The 21732-nt window shown below is 62.9% G+C and carries 12 protein-coding genes, 2 tRNA genes and 5 rRNA genes (1 of these 19 cut by a window edge); 13 read left to right on the top strand and 6 right to left on the bottom strand.

The window, feature by feature from the left end:
* The 7 genes from K5L94_RS21680 to rrf (K5L94_RS21650) form a co-directional block, all read left to right on the top strand.
* Positions 1–1847 (top strand): 23S ribosomal RNA (locus tag K5L94_RS21680); it begins 1031 nt to the left of the window's first position.
* Positions 1848–1973: 126 nt separating this feature from the next.
* Positions 1974–2088, top strand: a 5S ribosomal RNA gene (gene rrf, locus K5L94_RS21675).
* Between the two features lie 501 nt (positions 2089–2589).
* Positions 2590–4135: ribosomal RNA gene (locus K5L94_RS21670) — 16S ribosomal RNA — on the top strand.
* Between the two features lie 92 nt (positions 4136–4227).
* Positions 4228–4303, top strand: a tRNA-Ala gene (locus K5L94_RS21665).
* Positions 4304–4331: 28 nt separating this feature from the next.
* Positions 4332–4408 (top strand) — tRNA-Ile (locus tag K5L94_RS21660).
* A 226-nt stretch (positions 4409–4634) separates the two neighbouring features.
* Positions 4635–7510, top strand: a 23S ribosomal RNA gene (locus K5L94_RS21655).
* 126 nt (positions 7511–7636) lie between these two features.
* A 5S ribosomal RNA gene (gene rrf, locus K5L94_RS21650) occupies positions 7637–7751 on the top strand.
* Together the 16S, 23S and 5S rRNA genes with 2 tRNA genes alongside form the textbook arrangement of a ribosomal RNA operon.
* Before the next feature lie 378 nt (positions 7752–8129).
* Here the strand turns inward: rrf (K5L94_RS21650) and K5L94_RS21645 are convergent.
* The 3 genes from K5L94_RS21645 to hemH all read right to left on the bottom strand — a co-directional run bounded on the left by K5L94_RS21645 (position 8130) and on the right by hemH (position 12339).
* The gene (locus K5L94_RS21645) at positions 8130–10235 is read right to left on the bottom strand and encodes a methyl-accepting chemotaxis protein (protein WP_274511374.1); all 2106 of its coding nucleotides are present in this window, start codon (positions 10233–10235) and stop codon (positions 8130–8132) included.
* Between the two features lie 290 nt (positions 10236–10525).
* Positions 10526–11380 carry an alpha/beta fold hydrolase gene (locus K5L94_RS21640; protein WP_274511372.1) on the bottom strand — a complete coding sequence of 285 codons (855 nt, stop codon included), beginning with the start codon at positions 11378–11380 and terminating at the stop codon, positions 10526–10528.
* Positions 11377–12339, bottom strand: a complete 963-nt coding sequence (gene hemH, locus K5L94_RS21635) for a ferrochelatase (RefSeq protein WP_006477610.1) — start codon at positions 12337–12339, stop codon at positions 11377–11379. Before hemH ends, K5L94_RS21640 begins: the two co-directional genes overlap by 4 nt.
* 165 nt (positions 12340–12504) lie before the next feature.
* On the opposite strand from hemH, the gene K5L94_RS21630 reads away from it, so the two are divergent.
* From K5L94_RS21630 to tatC, 4 genes are all read left to right on the top strand, one after another.
* Complete coding sequence (locus K5L94_RS21630) at positions 12505–13395, top strand: lipid-binding SYLF domain-containing protein (RefSeq protein ID WP_053451183.1); 891 nt, start codon at positions 12505–12507, stop codon at positions 13393–13395.
* A 75-nt stretch (positions 13396–13470) separates the two neighbouring features.
* Positions 13471–13698 carry a Sec-independent protein translocase subunit TatA gene (gene tatA / locus K5L94_RS21625; protein ID WP_005420453.1) on the top strand — a complete coding sequence of 76 codons (228 nt, stop codon included), beginning with the start codon at positions 13471–13473 and terminating at the stop codon, positions 13696–13698.
* Between the two features lie 15 nt (positions 13699–13713).
* Positions 13714–14178 carry a Sec-independent protein translocase protein TatB gene (gene tatB / locus K5L94_RS21620; RefSeq protein ID WP_164087133.1) on the top strand — a complete coding sequence of 155 codons (465 nt, stop codon included), beginning with the start codon at positions 13714–13716 and terminating at the stop codon, positions 14176–14178.
* On the top strand, positions 14175–14924 hold the full coding sequence (tatC, locus tag K5L94_RS21615; protein ID WP_008267959.1) for a twin-arginine translocase subunit TatC: 750 nt from the start codon (positions 14175–14177) through the stop codon (positions 14922–14924). Before tatB ends, tatC begins: the two co-directional genes overlap by 4 nt.
* Before the next feature lie 74 nt (positions 14925–14998).
* Here the strand turns inward: tatC and K5L94_RS21610 are convergent, their stop codons facing one another.
* The 3 genes from K5L94_RS21610 to K5L94_RS21600 are packed head-to-tail and all read right to left on the bottom strand — an operon-like array spanning position 14999 to position 18514.
* Positions 14999–15910 (bottom strand): BPSS1780 family membrane protein, encoded by a 912-nt coding sequence (locus K5L94_RS21610; protein ID WP_049455838.1) that lies wholly within the window; start codon positions 15908–15910, stop codon positions 14999–15001.
* Between the two features lie 50 nt (positions 15911–15960).
* Positions 15961–16707: a glutamine amidotransferase gene (locus K5L94_RS21605; protein ID WP_008268322.1), complete on the bottom strand. Its 747-nt coding sequence runs from the start codon at positions 16705–16707 to the stop codon at positions 15961–15963.
* A complete protein-coding gene (locus K5L94_RS21600) occupies positions 16679–18514 on the bottom strand; it encodes a GspE/PulE family protein (RefSeq protein WP_274511359.1) in 1836 nt (611 codons plus the stop codon). The genes K5L94_RS21605 and K5L94_RS21600 overlap by 29 nt, the downstream gene beginning before the upstream one ends.
* Before the next feature lie 84 nt (positions 18515–18598).
* Between K5L94_RS21600 and glyQ the strand changes: the two genes are divergently transcribed.
* The gene (gene glyQ, locus K5L94_RS21595; protein ID WP_053451179.1) at positions 18599–19510 is read left to right on the top strand and encodes a glycine--tRNA ligase subunit alpha; all 912 of its coding nucleotides are present in this window, start codon (positions 18599–18601) and stop codon (positions 19508–19510) included.
* Between the two features lie 71 nt (positions 19511–19581).
* Complete coding sequence (gene glyS, locus K5L94_RS21590) at positions 19582–21657, top strand: glycine--tRNA ligase subunit beta (protein ID WP_274511357.1); 2076 nt, start codon at positions 19582–19584, stop codon at positions 21655–21657.
* The last annotated feature ends 75 nt before the right edge of the window (positions 21658–21732 follow it).

Below are 21732 nucleotides of genomic sequence, written 5' to 3'. Positions count from 1 at the left end.
CAGCCAGGAGGTTGGCTTAGAAGCAGCCACCCTTTAAAGAAAGCGTAATAGCTCACTGGTCGAGTCGGTCTGCGGGGAAGATTTAACGGGGCTAAGCAGTGAACCGAAGCTTGGGGTGCATACTTTGTATGCGCGGTAGAGGAGCGTTCCGTAAGCCGTTGAAGGTGGATTGAGAAGTCTGCTGGAGGTATCGGAAGTGCGAATGCTGACATGAGTAACGATAATGCGGGTGAAAAACCCGCACGCCGAAAGCCCAAGGTTTCCTTGCGCAACGTTAATCGGCGCAGGGTGAGTCGGCCCCTAAGGCGAGGACGAAAGTCGTAGTCGATGGGAAGCAGGTTAATATTCCTGCACCTCGCGTAAGTGCGATGGAGGGACGGAGAAGGTTAGGTGTACCAGGCGTTGGTTGTCCTGGGGAAAGGCGGTAGGTTTGGATCTTTGGCAAATCCGGGATCCTTTAAGACCGAGCACCGAGACGAGCCTTTAAGGCGAAGTCACTGATACCACGCTTCCAGGAAAAGCTCCTAAGCTTCAGCTTACGCAGACCGTACCGTAAACCGACACAGGTGGGTAGGATGAGAATTCTCAGGCGCTTGAGAGAACTCGGGTGAAGGAACTAGGCAACATGGCACCGTAACTTCGGGAGAAGGTGCACCCTTTTTGGTGGCTCGTGCGAGCTATAGCTGAAGAGGGTCGCAGTAACCAGGCCGCTGCGACTGTTTATCAAAAACACAGCACTCTGCAAACACGAAAGTGGACGTATAGGGTGTGACGCCTGCCCGGTGCTGGAAGGTTAATTGATGGGGTCAGCCGCAAGGCGAAGCTCTTGATCGAAGCCCCAGTAAACGGCGGCCGTAACTATAACGGTCCTAAGGTAGCGAAATTCCTTGTCGGGTAAGTTCCGACCTGCACGAATGGCGTAACGACAGCGGCGCTGTCTCCACCCGAGACTCAGTGAAATTGAAATCGCTGTGAAGATGCAGCGTTCCCGTGGCAAGACGGAAAGACCCCGTGAACCTTTACTATAGCTTTACACTGAACGTTGAGTTCGTCTGTGTAGGATAGGTGGGAGGCTATGAAACTGTGGCGCTAGCTGCAGCGGAGCCATCCTTGAAATACCACCCTGTCGTGCTTGACGTTCTAACCTGGGCCCATTATCTGGGTCGGGGACCGTGTATGGTGGGTAGTTTGACTGGGGCGGTCTCCTCCTAAAGAGTAACGGAGGAGCTCGAAGGTACGCTCAGCGCGGTCGGACATCGCGCACTGTGTGCAAAGGCATAAGCGTGCTTGACTGCAAGATCGACGGATCAAGCAGGTAGGAAACTAGGACTTAGTGATCCGGTGGTTCTGTATGGAAGGGCCATCGCTCAACGGATAAAAGGTACTCCGGGGATAACAGGCTGATACCGCCCAAGAGTTCATATCGACGGCGGTGTTTGGCACCTCGATGTCGGCTCATCACATCCTGGGGCTGTAGTCGGTCCCAAGGGTATGGCTGTTCGCCATTTAAAGTGGTACGCGAGCTGGGTTCAGAACGTCGTGAGACAGTTCGGTCCCTATCTGCCATGGGCGTTGGAGATTTGAGAGGGGCTGCTCCTAGTACGAGAGGACCGGAGTGGACGAACCTCTGGTGTTCCGGTTGTCACGCCAGTGGCATTGCCGGGTAGCTATGTTCGGAAGCGATAACCGCTGAAAGCATCTAAGCGGGAAGCGCGCCTCAAGATGAGATCTCCCGGGGCACAAGCCCCCTGAAGGAACCATGTAGACTACGTGGTTGATAGGTCAGGTGTGTAAGTACAGCAATGTATTGAGCTAACTGATACTAATGATCCGTGCGGCTTGACCATATAACCTCAAGTTGCCTTGGCTTTACGACAACGTCGTAAGAGCATCCAAGTGCACGCTACGTCACAAGAACTATGCGAGGCTGGCGCCTTGTCCCTAAGGGACGAGTGCGACTCTCCAAAAGCCTCCCTGGTGAAATTAGCGCTGTGGAACCACCCGATCCCATCCCGAACTCGGAAGTGAAACGCAGCTGCGCCGATGGTAGTGTGGCTCAAGCCATGCGAGAGTAGGTCATCGCCAGGGTTTACACCCGAAAACCCCGCTGCTTGCGCAGCGGGGTTTTCCTTTTTTTGCAGGCACCCGGTTTCGACCTGGACTTGCCGCAACAACTTCACGAAGAGCTTCAAGTTCATTCAACAAGTTGTTGACAAAGCTGAAAGGCCTGCCATAATAGGCGGCTCGCAACGACGAAAGACCTTCGGGTCCAACGACGAAGCAGCATCGGCAACAACGTCCACTCCGGTGAGACGGCCTTGAAAAAAGGTGTTGACGAAGCGGAAAAGCCGGCTATAATGGGCGGCTCGCTACGAAGGAAACTTCGCAGCACACGGGAGCGGCGCTGAGGCCACTTCCCAAGATCTTTGAAAGTATGCGCAGGTATCTTGTGAAGGCGCCTGCAGGAAGGATGATTGTCCATCTTGCAGACGTTTGATCAAGCAACTATTAATTGTTTTAAAGCAAGCGATACGTTGCCAGCATCAATCATCTGCAGCTTTAAATTTTGATCTTCGGATCATGTAGTTTTAAGTGAAGAGTTTGATCCTGGCTCAGAGTGAACGCTGGCGGTAGGCCTAACACATGCAAGTCGAACGGCAGCACAGAGGAGCTTGCTCCTTGGGTGGCGAGTGGCGGACGGGTGAGGAATACATCGGAATCTACTTTTTCGTGGGGGATAACGTAGGGAAACTTACGCTAATACCGCATACGACCTACGGGTGAAAGCAGGGGATCTTCGGACCTTGCGCGATTGAATGAGCCGATGTCGGATTAGCTAGTTGGCGGGGTAAAGGCCCACCAAGGCGACGATCCGTAGCTGGTCTGAGAGGATGATCAGCCACACTGGAACTGAGACACGGTCCAGACTCCTACGGGAGGCAGCAGTGGGGAATATTGGACAATGGGCGCAAGCCTGATCCAGCCATACCGCGTGGGTGAAGAAGGCCTTCGGGTTGTAAAGCCCTTTTGTTGGGAAAGAAATCCAGCCGGCTAATACCTGGTTGGGATGACGGTACCCAAAGAATAAGCACCGGCTAACTTCGTGCCAGCAGCCGCGGTAATACGAAGGGTGCAAGCGTTACTCGGAATTACTGGGCGTAAAGCGTGCGTAGGTGGTTATTTAAGTCCGTTGTGAAAGCCCTGGGCTCAACCTGGGAACTGCAGTGGATACTGGATGACTAGAATGTGGTAGAGGGTAGCGGAATTCCTGGTGTAGCAGTGAAATGCGTAGAGATCAGGAGGAACATCCATGGCGAAGGCAGCTACCTGGACCAACATTGACACTGAGGCACGAAAGCGTGGGGAGCAAACAGGATTAGATACCCTGGTAGTCCACGCCCTAAACGATGCGAACTGGATGTTGGGTGCAATTTGGCACGCAGTATCGAAGCTAACGCGTTAAGTTCGCCGCCTGGGGAGTACGGTCGCAAGACTGAAACTCAAAGGAATTGACGGGGGCCCGCACAAGCGGTGGAGTATGTGGTTTAATTCGATGCAACGCGAAGAACCTTACCTGGCCTTGACATGTCGAGAACTTTCCAGAGATGGATTGGTGCCTTCGGGAACTCGAACACAGGTGCTGCATGGCTGTCGTCAAGCTCGTGTCGTGAGATGTTGGGTTAAGTCCCGCAACGAGCGCAACCCTTGTCCTTAGTTGCCAGCACGTAATGGTGGGAACTCTAAGGAGACCGCCGGTGACAAACCGGAGGAAGGTGGGGATGACGTCAAGTCATCATGGCCCTTACGGCCAGGGCTACACACGTACTACAATGGTAGGGACAGAGGGCTGCAAGCCGGCGACGGTAAGCCAATCCCAGAAACCCTATCTCAGTCCGGATTGGAGTCTGCAACTCGACTCCATGAAGTCGGAATCGCTAGTAATCGCAGATCAGCATTGCTGCGGTGAATACGTTCCCGGGCCTTGTACACACCGCCCGTCACACCATGGGAGTTTGTTGCACCAGAAGCAGGTAGCTTAACCTTCGGGAGGGCGCTTGCCACGGTGTGGCCGATGACTGGGGTGAAGTCGTAACAAGGTAGCCGTATCGGAAGGTGCGGCTGGATCACCTCCTTTTGAGCAAAGACAGCATCGTCCTGTCGGGCGTCTTCACAAAGTACCTGCATTCAGAGAATCACGTCGGCCAGGCCGATGTGAGAGTCCCTTTTGGGGCCTTAGCTCAGCTGGGAGAGCACCTGCTTTGCAAGCAGGGGGTCGTCGGTTCGATCCCGACAGGCTCCACCATGTTCGAGTTTGTTCCGGAGTAACTTCCGGGTCTGTAGCTCAGGTGGTTAGAGCGCACCCCTGATAAGGGTGAGGTCGGTAGTTCGAGTCTACCCAGACCCACCATTCTCTGAATGACGCATACGTTCGATCTTATATACGCATCAGCACTGTGGCTGGTACGTGTTCTTTTAAAACTTGTGACGTAGCGAGCGTTTGAGATGTTCTATCAGACGTGTCGTGAGGCTAAGGCGAGAGACGGAAGTCTCTTTATTGATTGAGTCGTTATATTCGTATCCGGGCTTTGTACCCCCGGGTCACATATATAACCCAAGGCAACTTGCGGTTATATGGTCAAGCGAATAAGCGCACACGGTGGATGCCTTGGCGGTCAGAGGCGATGAAGGACGTGGCAGCCTGCGAAAAGTATCGGGGAGCTGGCAACAAGCTTTGATCCGGTAATGTCCGAATGGGGAAACCCACCCGCTTGCGGGTATCCTGCAGTGAATACATAGCTGCTGGAAGCGAACCTGGTGAACTGAAATATCTAAGTAACCAGAGGAAAAGAAATCAACCGAGATTCCGTAAGTAGCGACGAGCGAACGCGGACTAGCCCTTAAGCTGATTTGGTTCTAGGAAAACACTCTGGAAAGAGTGGTATAGAAGGTGATAGCCCTGTATCTGAAAGGGCCATTTCAGTGAAGACGAGTAGGGCGGGGCACGTGAAACCCTGTCTGAACATGGGGGGACCATCCTCCAAGGCTAAATACTACTGACCGACCGATAGTGAACCAGTACCGTGAGGGAAAGGCGAAAAGAACCCCGGAGAGGGGAGTGAAATAGAACCTGAAACCGTGTGCGTACAAGCAGTAGGAGCTCCGCAAGGAGTGACTGCGTACCTTTTGTATAATGGGTCAGCGACTTACTGTTCGTGGCAAGCTTAACCGTATAGGGGAGGCGAAGGGAAACCGAGTCTGATAAGGGCGCATAGTCGCGGGCAGTAGACCCGAAACCGGGTGATCTAGTCATGCCCAGGGTGAAGGTGCGGTAACACGCACTGGAGGCCCGAACCCACTCCCGTTGCAAAGGTAGGGGATGAGGTGTGATTAGGAGTGAAAAGCTAATCGAACCCGGAGATAGCTGGTTCTCCTCGAAAGCTATTTAGGTAGCGCCTCATATGTATCCTCTCGGGGGTAGAGCACTGTTATGGCTAGGGGGTCATCGCGACTTACCAAACCATTGCAAACTCCGAATACCGAGACGGACTGTATGGGAGACACACGGCGGGTGCTAACGTCCGTCGTGAAAAGGGAAACAACCCAGACCCACAGCTAAGGTCCCAAATTCACTGCTAAGTGGAAAACCATGTGGAAAGGCACAGACAGCCAGGAGGTTGGCTTAGAAGCAGCCACCCTTTAAAGAAAGCGTAATAGCTCACTGGTCGAGTCGGTCTGCGGGGAAGATTTAACGGGGCTAAGCAGTGAACCGAAGCTTGGGGTGCATACTTTGTATGCGCGGTAGAGGAGCGTTCCGTAAGCCGTTGAAGGTGGATTGAGAAGTCTGCTGGAGGTATCGGAAGTGCGAATGCTGACATGAGTAACGATAATGCGGGTGAAAAACCCGCACGCCGAAAGCCCAAGGTTTCCTTGCGCAACGTTAATCGGCGCAGGGTGAGTCGGCCCCTAAGGCGAGGACGAAAGTCGTAGTCGATGGGAAGCAGGTTAATATTCCTGCACCTCGCGTAAGTGCGATGGAGGGACGGAGAAGGTTAGGTGTACCAGGCGTTGGTTGTCCTGGGGAAAGGCGGTAGGTTTGGATCTTTGGCAAATCCGGGATCCTTTAAGACCGACACCGAGACGAGCCTTTAAGGCGAAGTCACTGATACCACGCTTCCAGGAAAAGCTCCTAAGCTTCAGCTTACGCAGACCGTACCGTAAACCGACACAGGTGGGTAGGATGAGAATTCTCAGGCGCTTGAGAGAACTCGGGTGAAGGAACTAGGCAACATGGCACCGTAACTTCGGGAGAAGGTGCACCCTTTTTGGTGGCTCGTGCGAGCTATAGCTGAAGAGGGTCGCAGTAACCAGGCCGCTGCGACTGTTTATCAAAAACACAGCACTCTGCAAACACGAAAGTGGACGTATAGGGTGTGACGCCTGCCCGGTGCTGGAAGGTTAATTGATGGGGTCAGCCGCAAGGCGAAGCTCTTGATCGAAGCCCCAGTAAACGGCGGCCGTAACTATAACGGTCCTAAGGTAGCGAAATTCCTTGTCGGGTAAGTTCCGACCTGCACGAATGGCGTAACGACAGCGGCGCTGTCTCCACCCGAGACTCAGTGAAATTGAAATCGCTGTGAAGATGCAGCGTTCCCGTGGCAAGACGGAAAGACCCCGTGAACCTTTACTATAGCTTTACACTGAACGTTGAGTTCGTCTGTGTAGGATAGGTGGGAGGCTATGAAACTGTGGCGCTAGCTGCAGCGGAGCCATCCTTGAAATACCACCCTGTCGTGCTTGACGTTCTAACCTGGGCCCATTATCTGGGTCGGGGACCGTGTATGGTGGGTAGTTTGACTGGGGCGGTCTCCTCCTAAAGAGTAACGGAGGAGCTCGAAGGTACGCTCAGCGCGGTCGGACATCGCGCACTGTGTGCAAAGGCATAAGCGTGCTTGACTGCAAGATCGACGGATCAAGCAGGTAGGAAACTAGGACTTAGTGATCCGGTGGTTCTGTATGGAAGGGCCATCGCTCAACGGATAAAAGGTACTCCGGGGATAACAGGCTGATACCGCCCAAGAGTTCATATCGACGGCGGTGTTTGGCACCTCGATGTCGGCTCATCACATCCTGGGGCTGTAGTCGGTCCCAAGGGTATGGCTGTTCGCCATTTAAAGTGGTACGCGAGCTGGGTTCAGAACGTCGTGAGACAGTTCGGTCCCTATCTGCCATGGGCGTTGGAGATTTGAGAGGGGCTGCTCCTAGTACGAGAGGACCGGAGTGGACGAACCTCTGGTGTTCCGGTTGTCACGCCAGTGGCATTGCCGGGTAGCTATGTTCGGAAGCGATAACCGCTGAAAGCATCTAAGCGGGAAGCGCGCCTCAAGATGAGATCTCCCGGGGCACAAGCCCCCTGAAGGAACCATGTAGACTACGTGGTTGATAGGTCAGGTGTGTAAGTACAGCAATGTATTGAGCTAACTGATACTAATGATCCGTGCGGCTTGACCATATAACCTCAAGTTGCCTTGGCTTTACGACAACGTCGTAAGAGCATCCAAGTGCACGCTACGTCACAAGAACTATGCGAGGCTGGCGCCTTGTCCCTAAGGGACGAGTGCGACTCTCCAAAAGCCTCCCTGGTGAAATTAGCGCTGTGGAACCACCCGATCCCATCCCGAACTCGGAAGTGAAACGCAGCTGCGCCGATGGTAGTGTGGCTCAAGCCATGCGAGAGTAGGTCATCGCCAGGGTTTACACCCAAAACCCCGCTGCTCACGCAGCGGGGTTTTTCTTTGTGCGCAGGAAAATGCATTGGCCGGAATGCACCGGTAGATCCACGCCACATGTGGAGTGCTGCCGACCATGGTTGGCGGCTACCGATGAGATGGTCCGTGCGGGGTACCTCGTGGTGGCTGTCGGTAGACCCACGCCATGCGTGGCTGTGTGACGTGGGCCTGCGCAATGCGCATGCCGTGGTTGCCGGCCAGCGGCCGGTACTACCGATGGATCGATGCCGTCCTGCGACGCCCATCGAACGGGCCCTTCCCGTGATCCGTCACGCAGAGCACTTAAAAAAAAGACGGCGCCCTGCGGGCGCCGTCTCCAATCGATCCGGTTGCACGTTCCTATCAGGCGACCAGAGCGACCTCGCGCGCTTCCTGCTGGCGGAACACCGAGACCGCCTCAGTCAGCGTTCCCGCCTGTGACTGCAGTTCACGCGCGGCAGCAGTGGCTTCCTCCACCAGTGCCGCGTTCTGCTGCGTGGCCTGGTCCATCTGCACCACGGTCTGGTTGATCTGCTCGATGCCGATCGACTGTTCCTGCGAAGCGGCTGATATCTCCCGCATCAGGTGGCTGACGTTCTCCACGCCACCGACGATGCCCTGCATGTGCTCGCCAGCATCGGCCACCAGCTGTGCACCTTCACCCACCTGGCGGCCGGCTTCGTCGATCAGCTTCTTGATCTCCTGCGCAGCTGCGGCGGAACGCTGGGCCAGCACGCGCACCTCGCTGGCCACCACCGCGAATCCGCGGCCCTGCTCGCCGGCCCGCGCAGCTTCCACCGCTGCGTTCAATGCCAGGATGTTGGTCTGGAACGCGATGCCATCGATGACGCCGGTGATATCGCCGATCCGCTTCGACGCGCCCTCGATCGCCTGCATGGTGTCGACCACCCGCTGCATGGCGGTGTTGCCGTCACTGGCGGCATTCTGCGTGGAGGCGGCCAGCTCACTGGCCTGGCGGGCATGGGCCGCGTTCTGGCGAACGGTGGCAGTCAGTTCCTCCATGGATGCTGCAGTTTCCTGCAGGTGCGCGGCCTGGCGCTCACTGCGTTCGGACAGCGCGCCATTGCCGGCGGCGATCTCGCTGGCGGCGGTACTGATCGAGATGGAGCACTGCTGGATGCGGCCGACCATGCGCGCCAGTTGCCCGGCGGTGGCGTTGGCATCACGCTGGATCGCGGCGAAGGCGCCTTGGTATTCGCCGTGCATGCGCCGGTCCAGATCGCCATTGGCCAGCGCAGAAAGCATCTGTCGCACTTCGTCGACGGTGCTGCCCAACGTATCGAGCAGCTGGTTGATGCCGCCGGTCAGACCCTCCAGGAAGCTGGCACCTTCGCCCGCTTGCAGACGCTGGTCGAGATCGCCTGCTGCGGCCGCGGCAACAATGCCGGCGACTGCGTTCTCAAGCGACAGTTCGTGCGTACGGTCATGCCACTCCACGGCGAAACCGAGGCGCACGCCCTGTGCATCGAACACCGGCGTGACCACCTGGGCGAAATGCACCGGGCCGATCTGCACCTTGCCGTTGTGCGTGACCTGCAGGCCATTGAGGATCGCGCGGATGCGGTCCGGATTGGCGTGGAAACGATGGATGCTGCTACCAACGAGGCGTTCGGCGTCGAAGTCAGGGAAGGCCTGGCGCAGCGTCGCCTGCTGGTTGCGCAGCAGGGCCACCACCGAACGGTTCACGTAGCGGATCACGTGGTCGTTGTCGGCAATCATCATCGCGGTGCGCGAGGCGTCCAGGGCCTGGCGGATCTGTGCGTTCTCGGCATGCGCTTCAGCCTCGCGCCCACGCTGGGCCTGCACGTGGCGCGCGGTATCGGCCAGCGCGTGGGCCAGCGAACCGGATGCATAGGCCGTGGTATCCGCATGCGCGCCAAGATCGGCACCGGTGGCGATGTCGCGGGCCAATGCTGCGAGGCGGCGTGGGCCGTGGCCGAGCGCCTCGGTCTGCTGGCGCAGGCGCAACGCGACCTGGCCGAGGAACAGGGTCAGGCCGGCAAACAGCGTTGCCTGCAGCAGCGTTGGCCCGGCCGCGGCACCTTCCAGCAGCGGCTGCAACAGCGCGAGCGTGCCAACGCCACCGGCCAGCCATACCGGCAGGCGATCACGGTGGCTGAGCAGCACGCCCAGCAGTACCGCGATCGGCAATGCCGGCGACAGGCCGACCATCGCGCACAGCAATGCCAGTTGCAGCGACAACAGCAACGCCAGGCCATTGCGCGCGAGGCTGTGACCCGCCTGTGGGCCGGCCAGCCAGATGGCCGGCAGCACGGCGGCCGCAGCCAACGCGGCACCCGGCACGTGGGGCCCACGCAGGGCCAGAACCAGGCCAGCCACGGCCAGCGCTGCGCTGCCGATCAGCAGTCGGCGATCAGCACGGCGGGCGAGCTGCTGCAGATGCGGCAGGCGGGCGGTATCGGGGGGGCGGGAGGATGCAGCGGACATCGGCGACTCCTGGATCAACAGACGGCAGCGGCCCCGCCGCGACGCACGCATGAGCGCGTGGCCTGGGCGTGGACCGGGAATTCGGGGAATGCGACGTCATCAACGCCGCGGAGACAGCGCGCCGTGACCCCATCCTGTGGGTGACGGTGCAGTAGAGCGGGCATGCGGACTTCCTTGCAGAACCAGACACACGCCGCAGGCCCGACCGGGCCCGCGTGCTGCGGACGCAGGGGCCCGCAACTGATGTATCGGCCGCAAACGCGCGGAGTGAAGCGCGCGGAGGCGCGGACTCAGTCGGCGTTGTCGTTGCTGAAGAAGTGCAGGATCACGTCGGCAACCTGTGCCGGGTCTTCCATGTGCAGGTGATGGTTGCCGGGAAACACTGCCAGCCGTCCATCGCGCAGGTGCCGCAGGCGATCGCTGCGCATGGGCTCGGGGTAATAGGACTGCGCTGGCGTGGCGTAGATCACCTGCGTGGGGCAGGCGATGGCCTGCAGCAGATTGTCGATCTGGCCTTCGCTGAGGCGGATCGCGGTGGGCAGCATCAGCCGTGGATCGCTGCACCAGCGATAGCCGCCTTCGACTGGTTCCACGCCACGTTCGACCAGCAGTCGTGCGCAGCGTTCGCTGAGCTGGTTGGTCATCATCCGTGCGCGGATCGGCGCAGCCAGGTCGGGGAACACGCGTAGCTGCTTGCGTGCGAGCGCACGCGTGGCATTCACATGCTCGCGCAGGCGATGCGCGGTTTCTTCCTCCGGCCCGCGCAGGCCGCCGAGTGCTTCGATCGCCACCAGCCGTTCGATGCGGTCGCTGACCGAGGCGGTGAGGCTGGCGATGCCGGCGCCCATCGAATGGCCGAGCAGGCTGAAACGGTCCCAGCCCAGTGCATCGGCCACATCAAGCACGTGGCAGATCGCGGCGGGCGTGGTGTAGCTGGCGCCGGCCGGCAGATGCGCGCTGTGGCCATGGCCGGGCAGATCGATGGCGACCAGCTGCAGCGAGGACAGGTGCGGGGCGAGTGGCACGAAGCTGGCGGCGTTGTCGAGCCAGCCGTGCAGGGCCAGCACGCGCGGACCCTCGCCGTGGTTGCGCAGGCCGGCGACGCGTGCGCCACCGACCTCGAGTTCAAACGGATGCAGGCTCATGCCAGTGAGGCCACGGCCAGCCGCGCCAGGGCGCGTGCGTGTTCCGGTTCGGCGTTGAGGCAGGGGATGTAGCGCATCGTCGCGCCGCGTTCGGCCAGCGTTTCGGTAAAGCCCATTGCCACTTCCTCCAGCGTTTCCAGGCAGTCGGTGGCGAAGCCGGGGCAGACCACGTCGATCTGCCTGACGCCGGATTCGGCCAGCGCCCACAGGCTGGGCTCGGCGTACGGCTGCAGCCAGCGCTCGCGGCCGAAGCGCGATTGATAGCCCATCTGCCATTCGTCCCTGCCCAGGCCCAGCGCGTTGGCAATGGCCTGCGCGCTGGCCTCGCACCGCTGCGGATACGGATCGCCGCCATCGGCCAGGCGTTGCGGGATGCCGTGGAAGGAGAACATCAGCTTCTGGCCACGGCCGTGCTGTTCCCAGTAACGCTGGATGGAACCGGCAACGGCCTCGACCCAGCCCGGGTCGACCGAATAGTCGCGCACCAGGCTGACCGTCACGCCGGGGTTGCGGCGCTGCCAGGCATCGACGCGGTCTTCGACCGAGGCGGTGGTGGTGGTCGAATACTGCGGATACAGCGGCAGCACCACGATGCGACGTGCGCCTTCGGCGGCCAGGCGGTCGAGCTCGCCAGCCAGCGCCGGTTCACCGTAGCGCATCGCATGGCGAACCCTGAGCGTCGGCAGCAGTGCCTGCATGGCCTGCGCCAGTTGGCGCGTATGCACCATCAACGGAGATCCGTCGGGCAGCCAGACCTGGGCGTACTTGGCCGCCGAACGGCTGCTGCGCAGTGGCAGGATCAGCCCGCGCAGCAGTGGCTGCCACAGCAGTGCCGGAATCGAGACCACGCGGGGGTCGGACAGGAATTCAGCCAGGTAACGGCGTACGGCGGGGGCCGTCGGCGTCTCGGGCGTGCCTAGGTTGACCGCCAGCACGGCGGTATCGGGTGCGTCGAGCATGGGATGTATTGTCGCCGATCCGGTGCCGCGCCGGCATGCAGGGTTCGGATCGCGGGCATAGCGGGCATCTATATGAGCAGGCAACGCTCATTGGCGATTCATGGCAACACTACTAATTTCAGTCACTTGCTATATCTTTCTATGGACTGACTTCTGGAGCCCGCCATGCGTCGCCCGATCCAAGCCCTGCTGATCGCCGCCAGTCTGCTGTCCAGCCAGGCCATGGCCGGACCGCAGGAAGACCAGCGCGCCCGCAACGCCGTGCGTGTGCTGGCCGAAATCCAGGGAATCCCTGAACAGGGCATTCCGGACAAATTGCTCGACGAAGGCCGCGCGGTCATCGTCATTCCCGACACGATCAAGGCCGGCCTGGTCATCGGTGGTCGTCGCGGCCATGGCCTGATGTCGGTGCGCATGGCCAATGGCGCCTGGTCCAACCCGGTGTTCGTCAAGCTCACCGGTGGCAGCATCGGCTTCCAGGCCGGTGTGCAGTCCTCGGACGTGGTGCTGGTGTTCCGCAACGACCGCAGCCTGGACAACCTGGTCAACGGCAAGTTCACGCTCGGCGCCGATGCCGGCGTTGCCGCCGGCCCGGTCGGTCGCAATGCCGCCGCCGCCACCGATGGCCAGCTGAAGGCCGAGATCTGGTCGTGGTCGCGTGCCCGTGGCCTGTTCGCCGGCGTCGCCCTGGACGGTGCGGTGCTGCAGATCGACGATGCCGCCAATCTGGACGCCTACGGCAGCAACACCACGCCGCGCATGATCTTCGAAGGTCGCGCCGGTGGTTCGCCGTCGATGGATGTGGTCGCGTTCCGTGATCGCCTGGAAGAGGCCACCTACGCCGCGCGCAACAACCGCAACGGCAACGGCGGCAATGCGCCGCGTCCGGCAGCCGCCCCGGCGGTCGCCCCGGCGCCTGTTCAGGCAGCGCCGGCCCCGGCAGAGGCCACCACTGCGCCGCTGCAGAACGTGCCGCAGACCCCGCCGCCGCAGCAGCAGGGCTTCCAGCCGGTCAACGACGGCGAGATCCGCACAGAAACGCTGGGCGGAAACTGACTTTCGTCACGCGCGCCGGCTAACAGCCGGTGCGCTATGCTCGACAGCCTGATCACTAACGTAACGAGCGTCTTTATGGGCAGTTTCAGCATCTGGCATTGGTTGGTCGTGCTGGCCATCGTCCTGCTGGTGTTCGGCACCAAGCGCCTGACCAGTGGCGCCAAGGACCTCGGTTCGGCGGTCAAGGAATTCAAGAAGGGCATGCGCGACGAGGACAAGCCGAACGCGCAGCTGGGCGACGAGTCGCGCAGCCAGGACGCCTCGCGCACCGCGCAGGACGAGCACGACCGTAACGCTCGCTGATCCGGAGCGGTTGCGGTGTTTGATATCGGCTTCAGCGAACTGCTGGTGATTGCGGTGGTCGCCCTGGTGGTGCTCGGTCCCGAGCGCCTGCCCAAGGCGGCCCGCTTCGCCGGCCTGTGGGTGCGTCGTGCCCGCAATCAGTGGGATTCGGTGAAACAGGAGCTGGAGCGCGAACTGCAGGCCGAGGAGATCAAGCGGCAGATGCAGGACGTGCGCCAGGGCATGCAGGACACCGAGAACCAGCTGCGTGCCAGCGGCGAAGCGATCCGTCGCGAAGCCCAGCAGGCGCAGCAGCAGGGCGACGATCTGGCGCAGGAAGTCCGCGCGCCGGCACCGGCCGACCTGCCGCCGCACCTGGGCCAGCCGGTTGCCGCGGACCAGGCACCGGCACAGGACGTCGCTGCGGTAGCGCCCAGCGCCGCCACGGCCACTGAAACCACTGCGACGCCGCCGGCGCAGAACACGGAGCGCCCCTCATGAGCGAGCAGGATTTCGGCGAAAGCTCGCTGGTTGAACATCTGGTGGAACTGCGCGGCCGCCTGGTGCGCGCATTGCTGGGCCTGGGCGTGGCGCTGCTGGCGTTGCTGCCATTCACCCAGAAGCTGTACAACGCGCTGGCCGAGCCGCTGGTCTCGCAGCTGCCCAACGGGCAGACGATGATTGCGACCAACCCGGCCGGTGCCTTCTTCGCGCCGTTGAAGCTGACCTTTTTCGTCGCCCTGTTCGTGGCGGTGCCGTGGCTGCTGTACCAGCTGTGGGCGTTCGTTGCGCCGGGCCTGTACGCGCGCGAAAAGCGCCTGGCGGTACCGCTGCTGGTGTCGTCGGTGGTGCTGTTCTACACCGGCTGTGCCTTCGCCTACTTCCTGGTGCTGCCGGCGGTGTTCCACTTCCTCACCACCTTCAGCCCGGACGTGATTGCGATCACCCCGGATGCGAACGCCTACCTGGACTTCGTGCTGGCGATCTTCTTTGCCTTCGGCGGCAGTTTCGAACTGCCGGTGGCGATGGTGATCCTGGTGCTGCTGGGCTGGGTGACGCCGCAGCAGTTCAAGGAAGGCCGCGGTTACGCGATCGTCGGCATCTTCGTGGTGGCCGCCGTGTTGACCCCGCCGGACGTGGTCTCGCAGCTGATGCTGGCCATCCCGATGTGCCTGCTCTACGAGCTGGGCATCCACGCCGCACGCTGGCTGGTGCCGTCGTCGGTAGTGAAGAAACCCGCCGCCTGAAAGAAAAAAGGGGACGGAGGGGATTAAGTCGTTAAAGGCACAAACGACTTAATCCCCTCCGTCCCCTTTTTCCGTCAGGCGTGGAAGATGTCGCTGGAGGTCGGGGTGGTCGGGATCGGCGGTGCGGCGCGGCTGCCGCGGTGCACGAACATCTGCTTCCACGCGGCATAGACCGCGCCGACGTACAGCGGCATCAGTACCGTGGTCAGTACCAGCTGGGCGATGAAGGCCGCGGCCAGCGGGCCGCCGATCAGCATCGCGATCTGGATCACGATCACGAACAGGATGTACATGCAGAACGCGGCGATCAGGCCGAGCACGGCGAACACGATCATCGCGCCGATGTTCTCGATGCAGCCCTGCAGGCTCAGGCGCAGCGCGTGCATGCCGCTCTGCTTGTCGAACACCACCAGCGCCGGCTGGGTGAACATCGCCAGTGACAGCGCGACCGCACTCAGGAACACCAGCAGCATCCACAGCGCGATGCGCTTGGCCGGCAGGTTGGCGACCAGTGCGGCGGCATCGTCCGGCTTGATCTGCTGGCCGCTGCGGCTGATTTCTTCCATCTTGGTCATGACTTCGCTGAAGGCGGTGAAGCCTTCGCGGCCGATCATCATGAACAGCAGCGCTCCCAGCAGCAGCACCGCCAGCACCTGGATCGCCAGCGGCACCAGCAGGTGGCTGACGCGGTGGTCGCGGATCGGCTGCAGCAGGTGCGAGGCCAGGCCCGGGCGGCCTTCGTCGATCTCGCCCACGGCATACAGCATGCCGCCGAACATGATCGGCGAAATGGCCAGGGTCATCAGCTGCACGGCCATGCCGGCAGCGCCGGGAATCAGCGTCGACAGCAGGGTCACCACCCAGCTCACCAGCAGCCAGGTCAGGCCGATCCGGGCCAGCTGCAGCGGCGCACGCCGGTACAGGGAGAACGTATCCAGCAACCACTGGGCGCCCGCCGAAGCCGGCAGCTTGCGAATCTCTTTCATGGACATCCGGGAAGGGACAGGAGGGGCCGGGCGGCTGCCCGTGGCGCCGATTATCCCTGTTTTGCCACCGGCTGGGCTGAAGACAGCCGCGCCTGGCGGACGAAGCGGCGCAACAGCTGGCGGGCCAGCGGTGCGGCGCTGACCGCGCGCTCGATGCTGCGGGCACAGCCGCCGTGGCGGCCGATGCAGTCGGCGCGGGCACGCACGTAGCCACGCATGTGGTGGGTGGCGAATTCCGGATGGAACTGCACGCCCCATGCCTGGCGCCCCCAGCGGAAGGCGTGGCAGCCATCCAGCGGCGAACGCGCCAGCACTTCGGCACCGTCCGGTGCGCGCAGCACGGTCTGCAGGTGGGTGGCGTGGGCGGCGAAATGCTGTGGCAACCCCTGGAACAGCGGGTCCTGCGCGGCCTGTGGCTGCAGTTCCAGCTCGATCGTGCCGGACTCGCGGCCCGCTGGGTTGTAGGCCACCTCGCCCCCGAGCGCGTGCGCCAGCAGCTGATGGCCGTAGCAGATGCCGAACACCGGCAGGTCGTCGTGGGCGGTCTGGCGCAGCCACGCCGCGCTGCGCTCGCTCCACTCGGCGTGGTCGGTGACGAAGGCGGCCGAGCCGGTCACCAGCACGCCGGCGAAGCCGTGCGGATCGGGCAGGGCGCCACCGTGTTCGACATCGACCACCACTGTCTCGTGTTCTTCCAGCCCGGCGGCAACACGGATCCAGTGCGGGAAGCGCCCGTAGCGGCGCAGCGACGGCACCGGGCGGCCGGTTTCAAGGATCAGGAACGGAGCTGGGTTCATCCGGGGGCGGCAGCACTGACAGGACTTCCTCGATTGTAGTCAGCCCCTGCGCCACCTTTTCAAGCCCGGCCTGGCGCAGGGTTCGCAGCCCTTCAGCCCGCGCGGCGCGGGTGAAACCGGCCAGGTCCATGTCGGCGCGGATCTGCCCGCGCAGCCGCGAGCCCAATGGCAGCAGCTCATACAGGCCGATGCGGCCGAGAAATCCGGTGCGCCGGCACTCCAGGCAACCGACCGGCCGACAGGGCGTGGCGGCATCTGGATATGCAGCATGGCTATCAGCCAGCACCGCCCAGTCGGCGGCGCCAAGGCTGTGCGGCTGCTTGCAGTGCGGGCACAGGGTGCGCACCAGGCGTTGGGCGAGGATGCCATTGAGGGTGCTGGCCAGCAGGTAATGCGGCACGCCCAGGTCGAGCAGGCGGGTGACTGCCGAGGGCGCATCGTTGGTGTGCAGGGTGGACAGCACCAGGTGGCCGGTCAGCGAGGCCTGCACCGCCATCTGCGCGGTTTCCAGGTCGCGGATCTCGCCGATCATGATGATGTCCGGGTCCTGCCGCAGCAGGGTGCGCACGCCACTGGCGAAGTCCAGGTCGATGTTGGTCTGCACCTGCATCTGGTTGAACTCGGGCGCGATCATCTCGATCGGGTCTTCCACCGTGCACACGTTCACGTCCGGTGTGGCCAGCCGCTTCAGCGTGGAATACAGGGTGGTGGTCTTGCCCGAGCCGGTCGGGCCGGTGACCAGCACGATGCCGTGCGGGCGCTCGACCAGTGCATTCCAGCCGGCGGCCTCCTGCGGGCTGAAACCGAGCTGGTCGATGCTCTTGAACGCGGCATCCGGGTCGAAGATGCGCATCACGCACTTCTCGCCGAAGGCGGTGGGCATGGTCGACAGGCGCATCTCGACCTCGCGGCCGCCCGGCGAGCGGGTCTTGATGCGACCATCCTGCGGGCGCCGGCGCTCGGCCAGGTCCATGCGGCCCAGCACCTTGATGCGGCTGACCACGGCGGTCATCACCGCCGGCGGCACCTCGAACACCTTGTGCAGCACGCCGTCGATGCGGAAGCGCATGCGTCCCATCTCGCGGCGCGGCTCCAGGTGGATGTCCGAGGCGCGCTGCTCGTAGGCGTACTGCAGCAGCCAGTCGACGATGTGCACGATGTGCTGGTCGTCGGCGTTGACGTCGCCGGCACGGCCCAGCTCGACCAGCTGTTCGAAGCTGGGCAGGGTGGTGCTGGCTTCGCCGCGCGCATCGCTGCGGGCGCCACGCACCGAACGGGTTACCCCGTAGAACTCCATGGTGTAGCGATGCAGGTCCAGCGGGTTGACCACCGCCAGCTCGATGCGGCGCCGGGTCAGGTGCTGCAGGTCGCGGCGCCATTCCTGCACCAGCGGCTCGCTGGTGGCCACCAGCACGCGCTCGGCATCCACCGCCAGCGGCAGGAAGCGGTGGCGGCGGGCATAGGCATGCGACACCAGGGCCGTGACCGCGGCGACGTCGACCCGGGTCGGGTCGATGCGCAGGTAGCGGCAGCCGGTACGCTGCGCCAGCCATTCGCTGAGGCGTTCCAGGGTCAGTTCGCCGCCGCCGGTGGCCGCCAGCTTGAGGTTGGACAGCAGCACCAGCGGATGCACTTCGCTGGCGTTGCGCGCCCCCTGCGCGGAGAACCGCATGCGCTCGCGGTCCTGCTCGGCCACCAGGCCATCGGCGATCAGCGCCGCGGCGATCTGCTCGAAATGCAGGCGGCCCCAGGGCAGCGGAACGCCGCCCGACTCGCCGGGCGTGCCCACCGGCAGCCGATGTTCCATCTGCCTGCTCCTCCCGGGTACGGAATGCCCCGCAGGTCGGCCGTTATACTAGCGCACCCCCCTTGCCGGCCAAGAATCGTCCGCATGTCCGCGACCCCGACCGTTCCGATCACCTTCCAGGGCCTGATCCAGACCCTGAACCAGTTCTGGGCCCAGCAGGGCTGCGTGCTCATCCAGCCGCTCGACCTGGAGGTGGGCGCCGGTACCTTCCACCCGGCCACCTTCCTGCGTGCGATCGGTCCGGAAGGCTGGAACGCGGCCTACGTGCAGCCCTCGCGCCGCCCGACCGACGGCCGCTACGGCGAGAACCCGAACCGCCTGCAGCGCTACTACCAGTACCAGGTGGCGATGAAGCCGGCACCGGACAACATCCAGCAGCTGTACCTGGATTCGCTGAAGGCGCTGGGCATCGATCCGCTGGTGCACGACCTGCGCTTCGTCGAGGACAACTGGGAATCGCCGACGCTGGGTGCCTGGGGCCTGGGCTGGGAAGTCTGGCTCAACGGCATGGAAGTGACCCAGTTCACCTACTTCCAGCAGGCCGGTGGCCTGGAATGCCGCCCGGTGCTGGGCGAGATCACCTATGGTCTCGAGCGCCTGTGCATGTACCTGCAGAACTGCGACAACGTCTACGACCTGGTCTGGACCTACGGCCCGGACGGCCAGCCGGTGACCTACGGTGACGTCTACCACCAGAACGAGGTGGAGCAGAGCACCTACAACTTCGAATATGCCGACGTGGACGAACTGTTCCACCGCTTCGATGCCTGCGAGCGCGAAGCGCAGAAGCTGGTGGAAGTGAACCTGCCGCTGCCGGCCTACGAGCAGGTGATGAAGGCCAGCCACACCTTCAACCTGCTCGATGCGCGCCGCGCGATCAGCGTGACCGAGCGCCAGCGCTACATCCTGCGCGTGCGCGCGCTGGCCCAGGCGGTGGCCAAGGCCTACTACGAGCAGCGCGAGAAGCTGGGCTTCCCGGGCGCCAAGAAGGCCTGACCGCCGCTCTCCCCCTTACTCCGGGGCGCCGGACGCGTCGCGCGCTGCGCCCCCACCACAGGATTGAAACGATGAGCCAACTGTCCCCCCTGCTGATCGAACTGGGCACCGAGGAGCTGCCGGTCAAGGCGCTGCCGGGCCTGGCCCAGGCCTTCTTCGATGGCGTTGTCGACGGCCTGCGCAAGCGCGGCGTCGCGCTGGAGCTGGGCGATGCACGCCCGTTGTCGACCCCGCGCCGGTTGGCCGTGCTGCTGCCGGGCGTTGGCCTGGAACAGCCGGAACAGCACAGCGAAGTGCTGGGCCCGTACCTGAACATCGCGCTGGACGCCGAAGGCCAGCCGACCAAGGCCCTGCAGGGCTTCGCCGCCAAGGCCGGGATCGACTGGACCGCGCTGGAGAAGACCACCGACAACAAGGGTGAGCGCTTCGTGCACCGTGCGGTGACGCCGGGCGCGAGCACCGCCAGCCTGCTGCCGGAGATCCTGCGCGAGGCGATCGCGGCGATGCCGATTCCCAAGCCGATGCGCTGGGGCGACCACGCCTGGGGCTTTGCGCGCCCGGCGCATTGGCTGGTGCTGCTGCACGGTGGCAACGTGGTGGAGGCCGAACTGTTCGGCCTGCAGGCCGGCCGTGTCAGCCGTGGCCATCGTTTCCACCACGACCAGGCCGTGTCGCTGGCACAGCCGCAGGATTACGTGGAAGCCCTGCGCGCCGCGTTCGTGCTGGTCGACCCGAGCGAGCGCCGCGCGCGCATCGTCGCCGAGGTCGAAGCCGCTGCGGCCAAGGCCGGCGGCAGCGCCCGCATCACCGAGGACAACCTGGAGCAGGTGGTGAACCTGGTCGAGTGGCCGTCGGCGGTGCTGTGCAGCTTCGAGCCGGCGTTCCTGGCGGTGCCGCAGGAAGCGCTGATCGAGACGATGGAGATCAACCAGAAGTTCTTCCCGGTGCTGGATGACAGCGGCACGCTGACCGAGAAGTTCATCGGCATCGCCAACATCGAATCGAAGGACGTGGCCGAAGTGGCCAGGGGCTACGAGCGCGTGATCCGCCCGCGCTTCGCCGATGCCAAGTTCTTCTTCGACGAAGACCTGAAGCAGGGCCTGGTGTCGATGGGCGAGGGCCTGAAGACGGTGACCTACCAGGCCAAGCTGGGCAGCGTGGCCGACAAGGTCGCCCGCGTGGCCGCCCTGGCCGAGGTGATCGCGCCGCAGGTTGGCGCCGACGCTGCGCAGGCACGGCGTGCCGCCGAACTGGCGAAGAACGACCTGCAATCGCGCATGGTCAACGAATTCCCGGAACTGCAGGGCATCGCCGGCCGCCACTACGCCGTGGCCGGTGGCGAATCGGCCGAGGTCGCGCTGGCCATCGACGAGGCCTACCAGCCGCGCTTCGGTGGCGACGACATCGCGTTGTCGGCGCTGGGCAAGGTGCTGGCGATTGCTGAACGCGTGGACACGCTGGCCGGTGGTTTCGCCGCGGGCCTGAAGCCGACCGGCAACAAGGACCCGTTTGCCCTGCGCCGCAACGCGCTGGGCCTGGCCCGCACGATCATTGAAAGCGGCTTCGAGCTGGACCTGCGCGCGCTGCTGGCCAGCGCCAACGCCGGCCTGGCCGCGCGCAACGTGCAGGCCGACGTCGGCGAGCTGTACGACTTCATCCTCGACCGCCTGAAGGGCTACTACGCCGACACGGGCGTGCCGGCCACGCACTTCAATGCGGTGGCCGAGCTGAAGCCGGCCTCGTTGTATGACTTCGACCGGCGCCTGGATGCGATCGGCACCTTCGCCGCGCTGCCGGAAGCCGAGGCACTGGCTGCGGCCAACAAGCGCATCCGCAACATCCTGCGCAAGGCCGAGGGCGACATTCCGGCCCAGATCGACCCGGCGCTGCTGCAGGAAGACGCCGAGCGCGCGCTGGCTGAAGCCGTCACCGCGGCCATCGACGACACCGGCGCCAGCCTGCAGCACAAGGACTACGTGGCCGTGCTGGCCCGCCTGGCCCGGCTGCGCCCGCAGGTCGATGCCTTCTTCGATGGCGTGATGGTCAATGCCGAGGATCCGGCGCTGCGTGGCAACCGCCTGGCGCTGCTGACGATGCTGGGTGAGCGCCTGGGCAAGGTCGCGGCGATCGAGCATCTGTCGAGCTGATGCCCGTATCGGTAGTGCCGGCCGCTGGCCGGCATTGCCCCCGCGCATCGGATCGATCTGTGGGTTGCCGGCCAG

The sequence above is a fragment of the Stenotrophomonas forensis genome, from assembly GCF_028752115.1.
GTDB lineage: Bacteria > Pseudomonadota > Gammaproteobacteria > Xanthomonadales > Xanthomonadaceae > Stenotrophomonas > Stenotrophomonas forensis.
The sequence above is the reverse complement of the archived record's forward strand: the minus strand, read 5'-3'. Positions and strand labels throughout refer to the sequence as shown.

Bases quoted from the DNA above. Each gene is read 5' to 3' on its own strand.
- tatC (WP_008267959.1), top strand. From the start codon at position 14,175: ATGAGCGAGCAGGATTTCGGCGAAAGCTCGCTGGTTGAACATCTGGTG.
- K5L94_RS21610 (WP_049455838.1), bottom strand. From the start codon at position 15,910: ATGAAAGAGATTCGCAAGCTGCCGGCTTCGGCGGGCGCCCAGTGGTTG.
- K5L94_RS21605 (WP_008268322.1), bottom strand. From the start codon at position 16,707: ATGAACCCAGCTCCGTTCCTGATCCTTGAAACCGGCCGCCCGGTGCCG.
- K5L94_RS21600 (WP_274511359.1), bottom strand. From the start codon at position 18,514: ATGGAACATCGGCTGCCGGTGGGCACGCCCGGCGAGTCGGGCGGCGTT.
- K5L94_RS21640 (WP_274511372.1), bottom strand. From the start codon at position 11,380: ATGAGCCTGCATCCGTTTGAACTCGAGGTCGGTGGCGCACGCGTCGCC.
- tatA (WP_005420453.1), top strand. From the start codon at position 13,471: ATGGGCAGTTTCAGCATCTGGCATTGGTTGGTCGTGCTGGCCATCGTC.
- K5L94_RS21630 (WP_053451183.1), top strand. From the start codon at position 12,505: ATGCGTCGCCCGATCCAAGCCCTGCTGATCGCCGCCAGTCTGCTGTCC.
- hemH (WP_006477610.1), bottom strand. From the start codon at position 12,339: ATGCTCGACGCACCCGATACCGCCGTGCTGGCGGTCAACCTAGGCACG.
- glyS (WP_274511357.1), top strand. From the start codon at position 19,582: ATGAGCCAACTGTCCCCCCTGCTGATCGAACTGGGCACCGAGGAGCTG.
- K5L94_RS21645 (WP_274511374.1), bottom strand. From the start codon at position 10,235: ATGTCCGCTGCATCCTCCCGCCCCCCCGATACCGCCCGCCTGCCGCAT.
- glyQ (WP_053451179.1), top strand. From the start codon at position 18,599: ATGTCCGCGACCCCGACCGTTCCGATCACCTTCCAGGGCCTGATCCAG.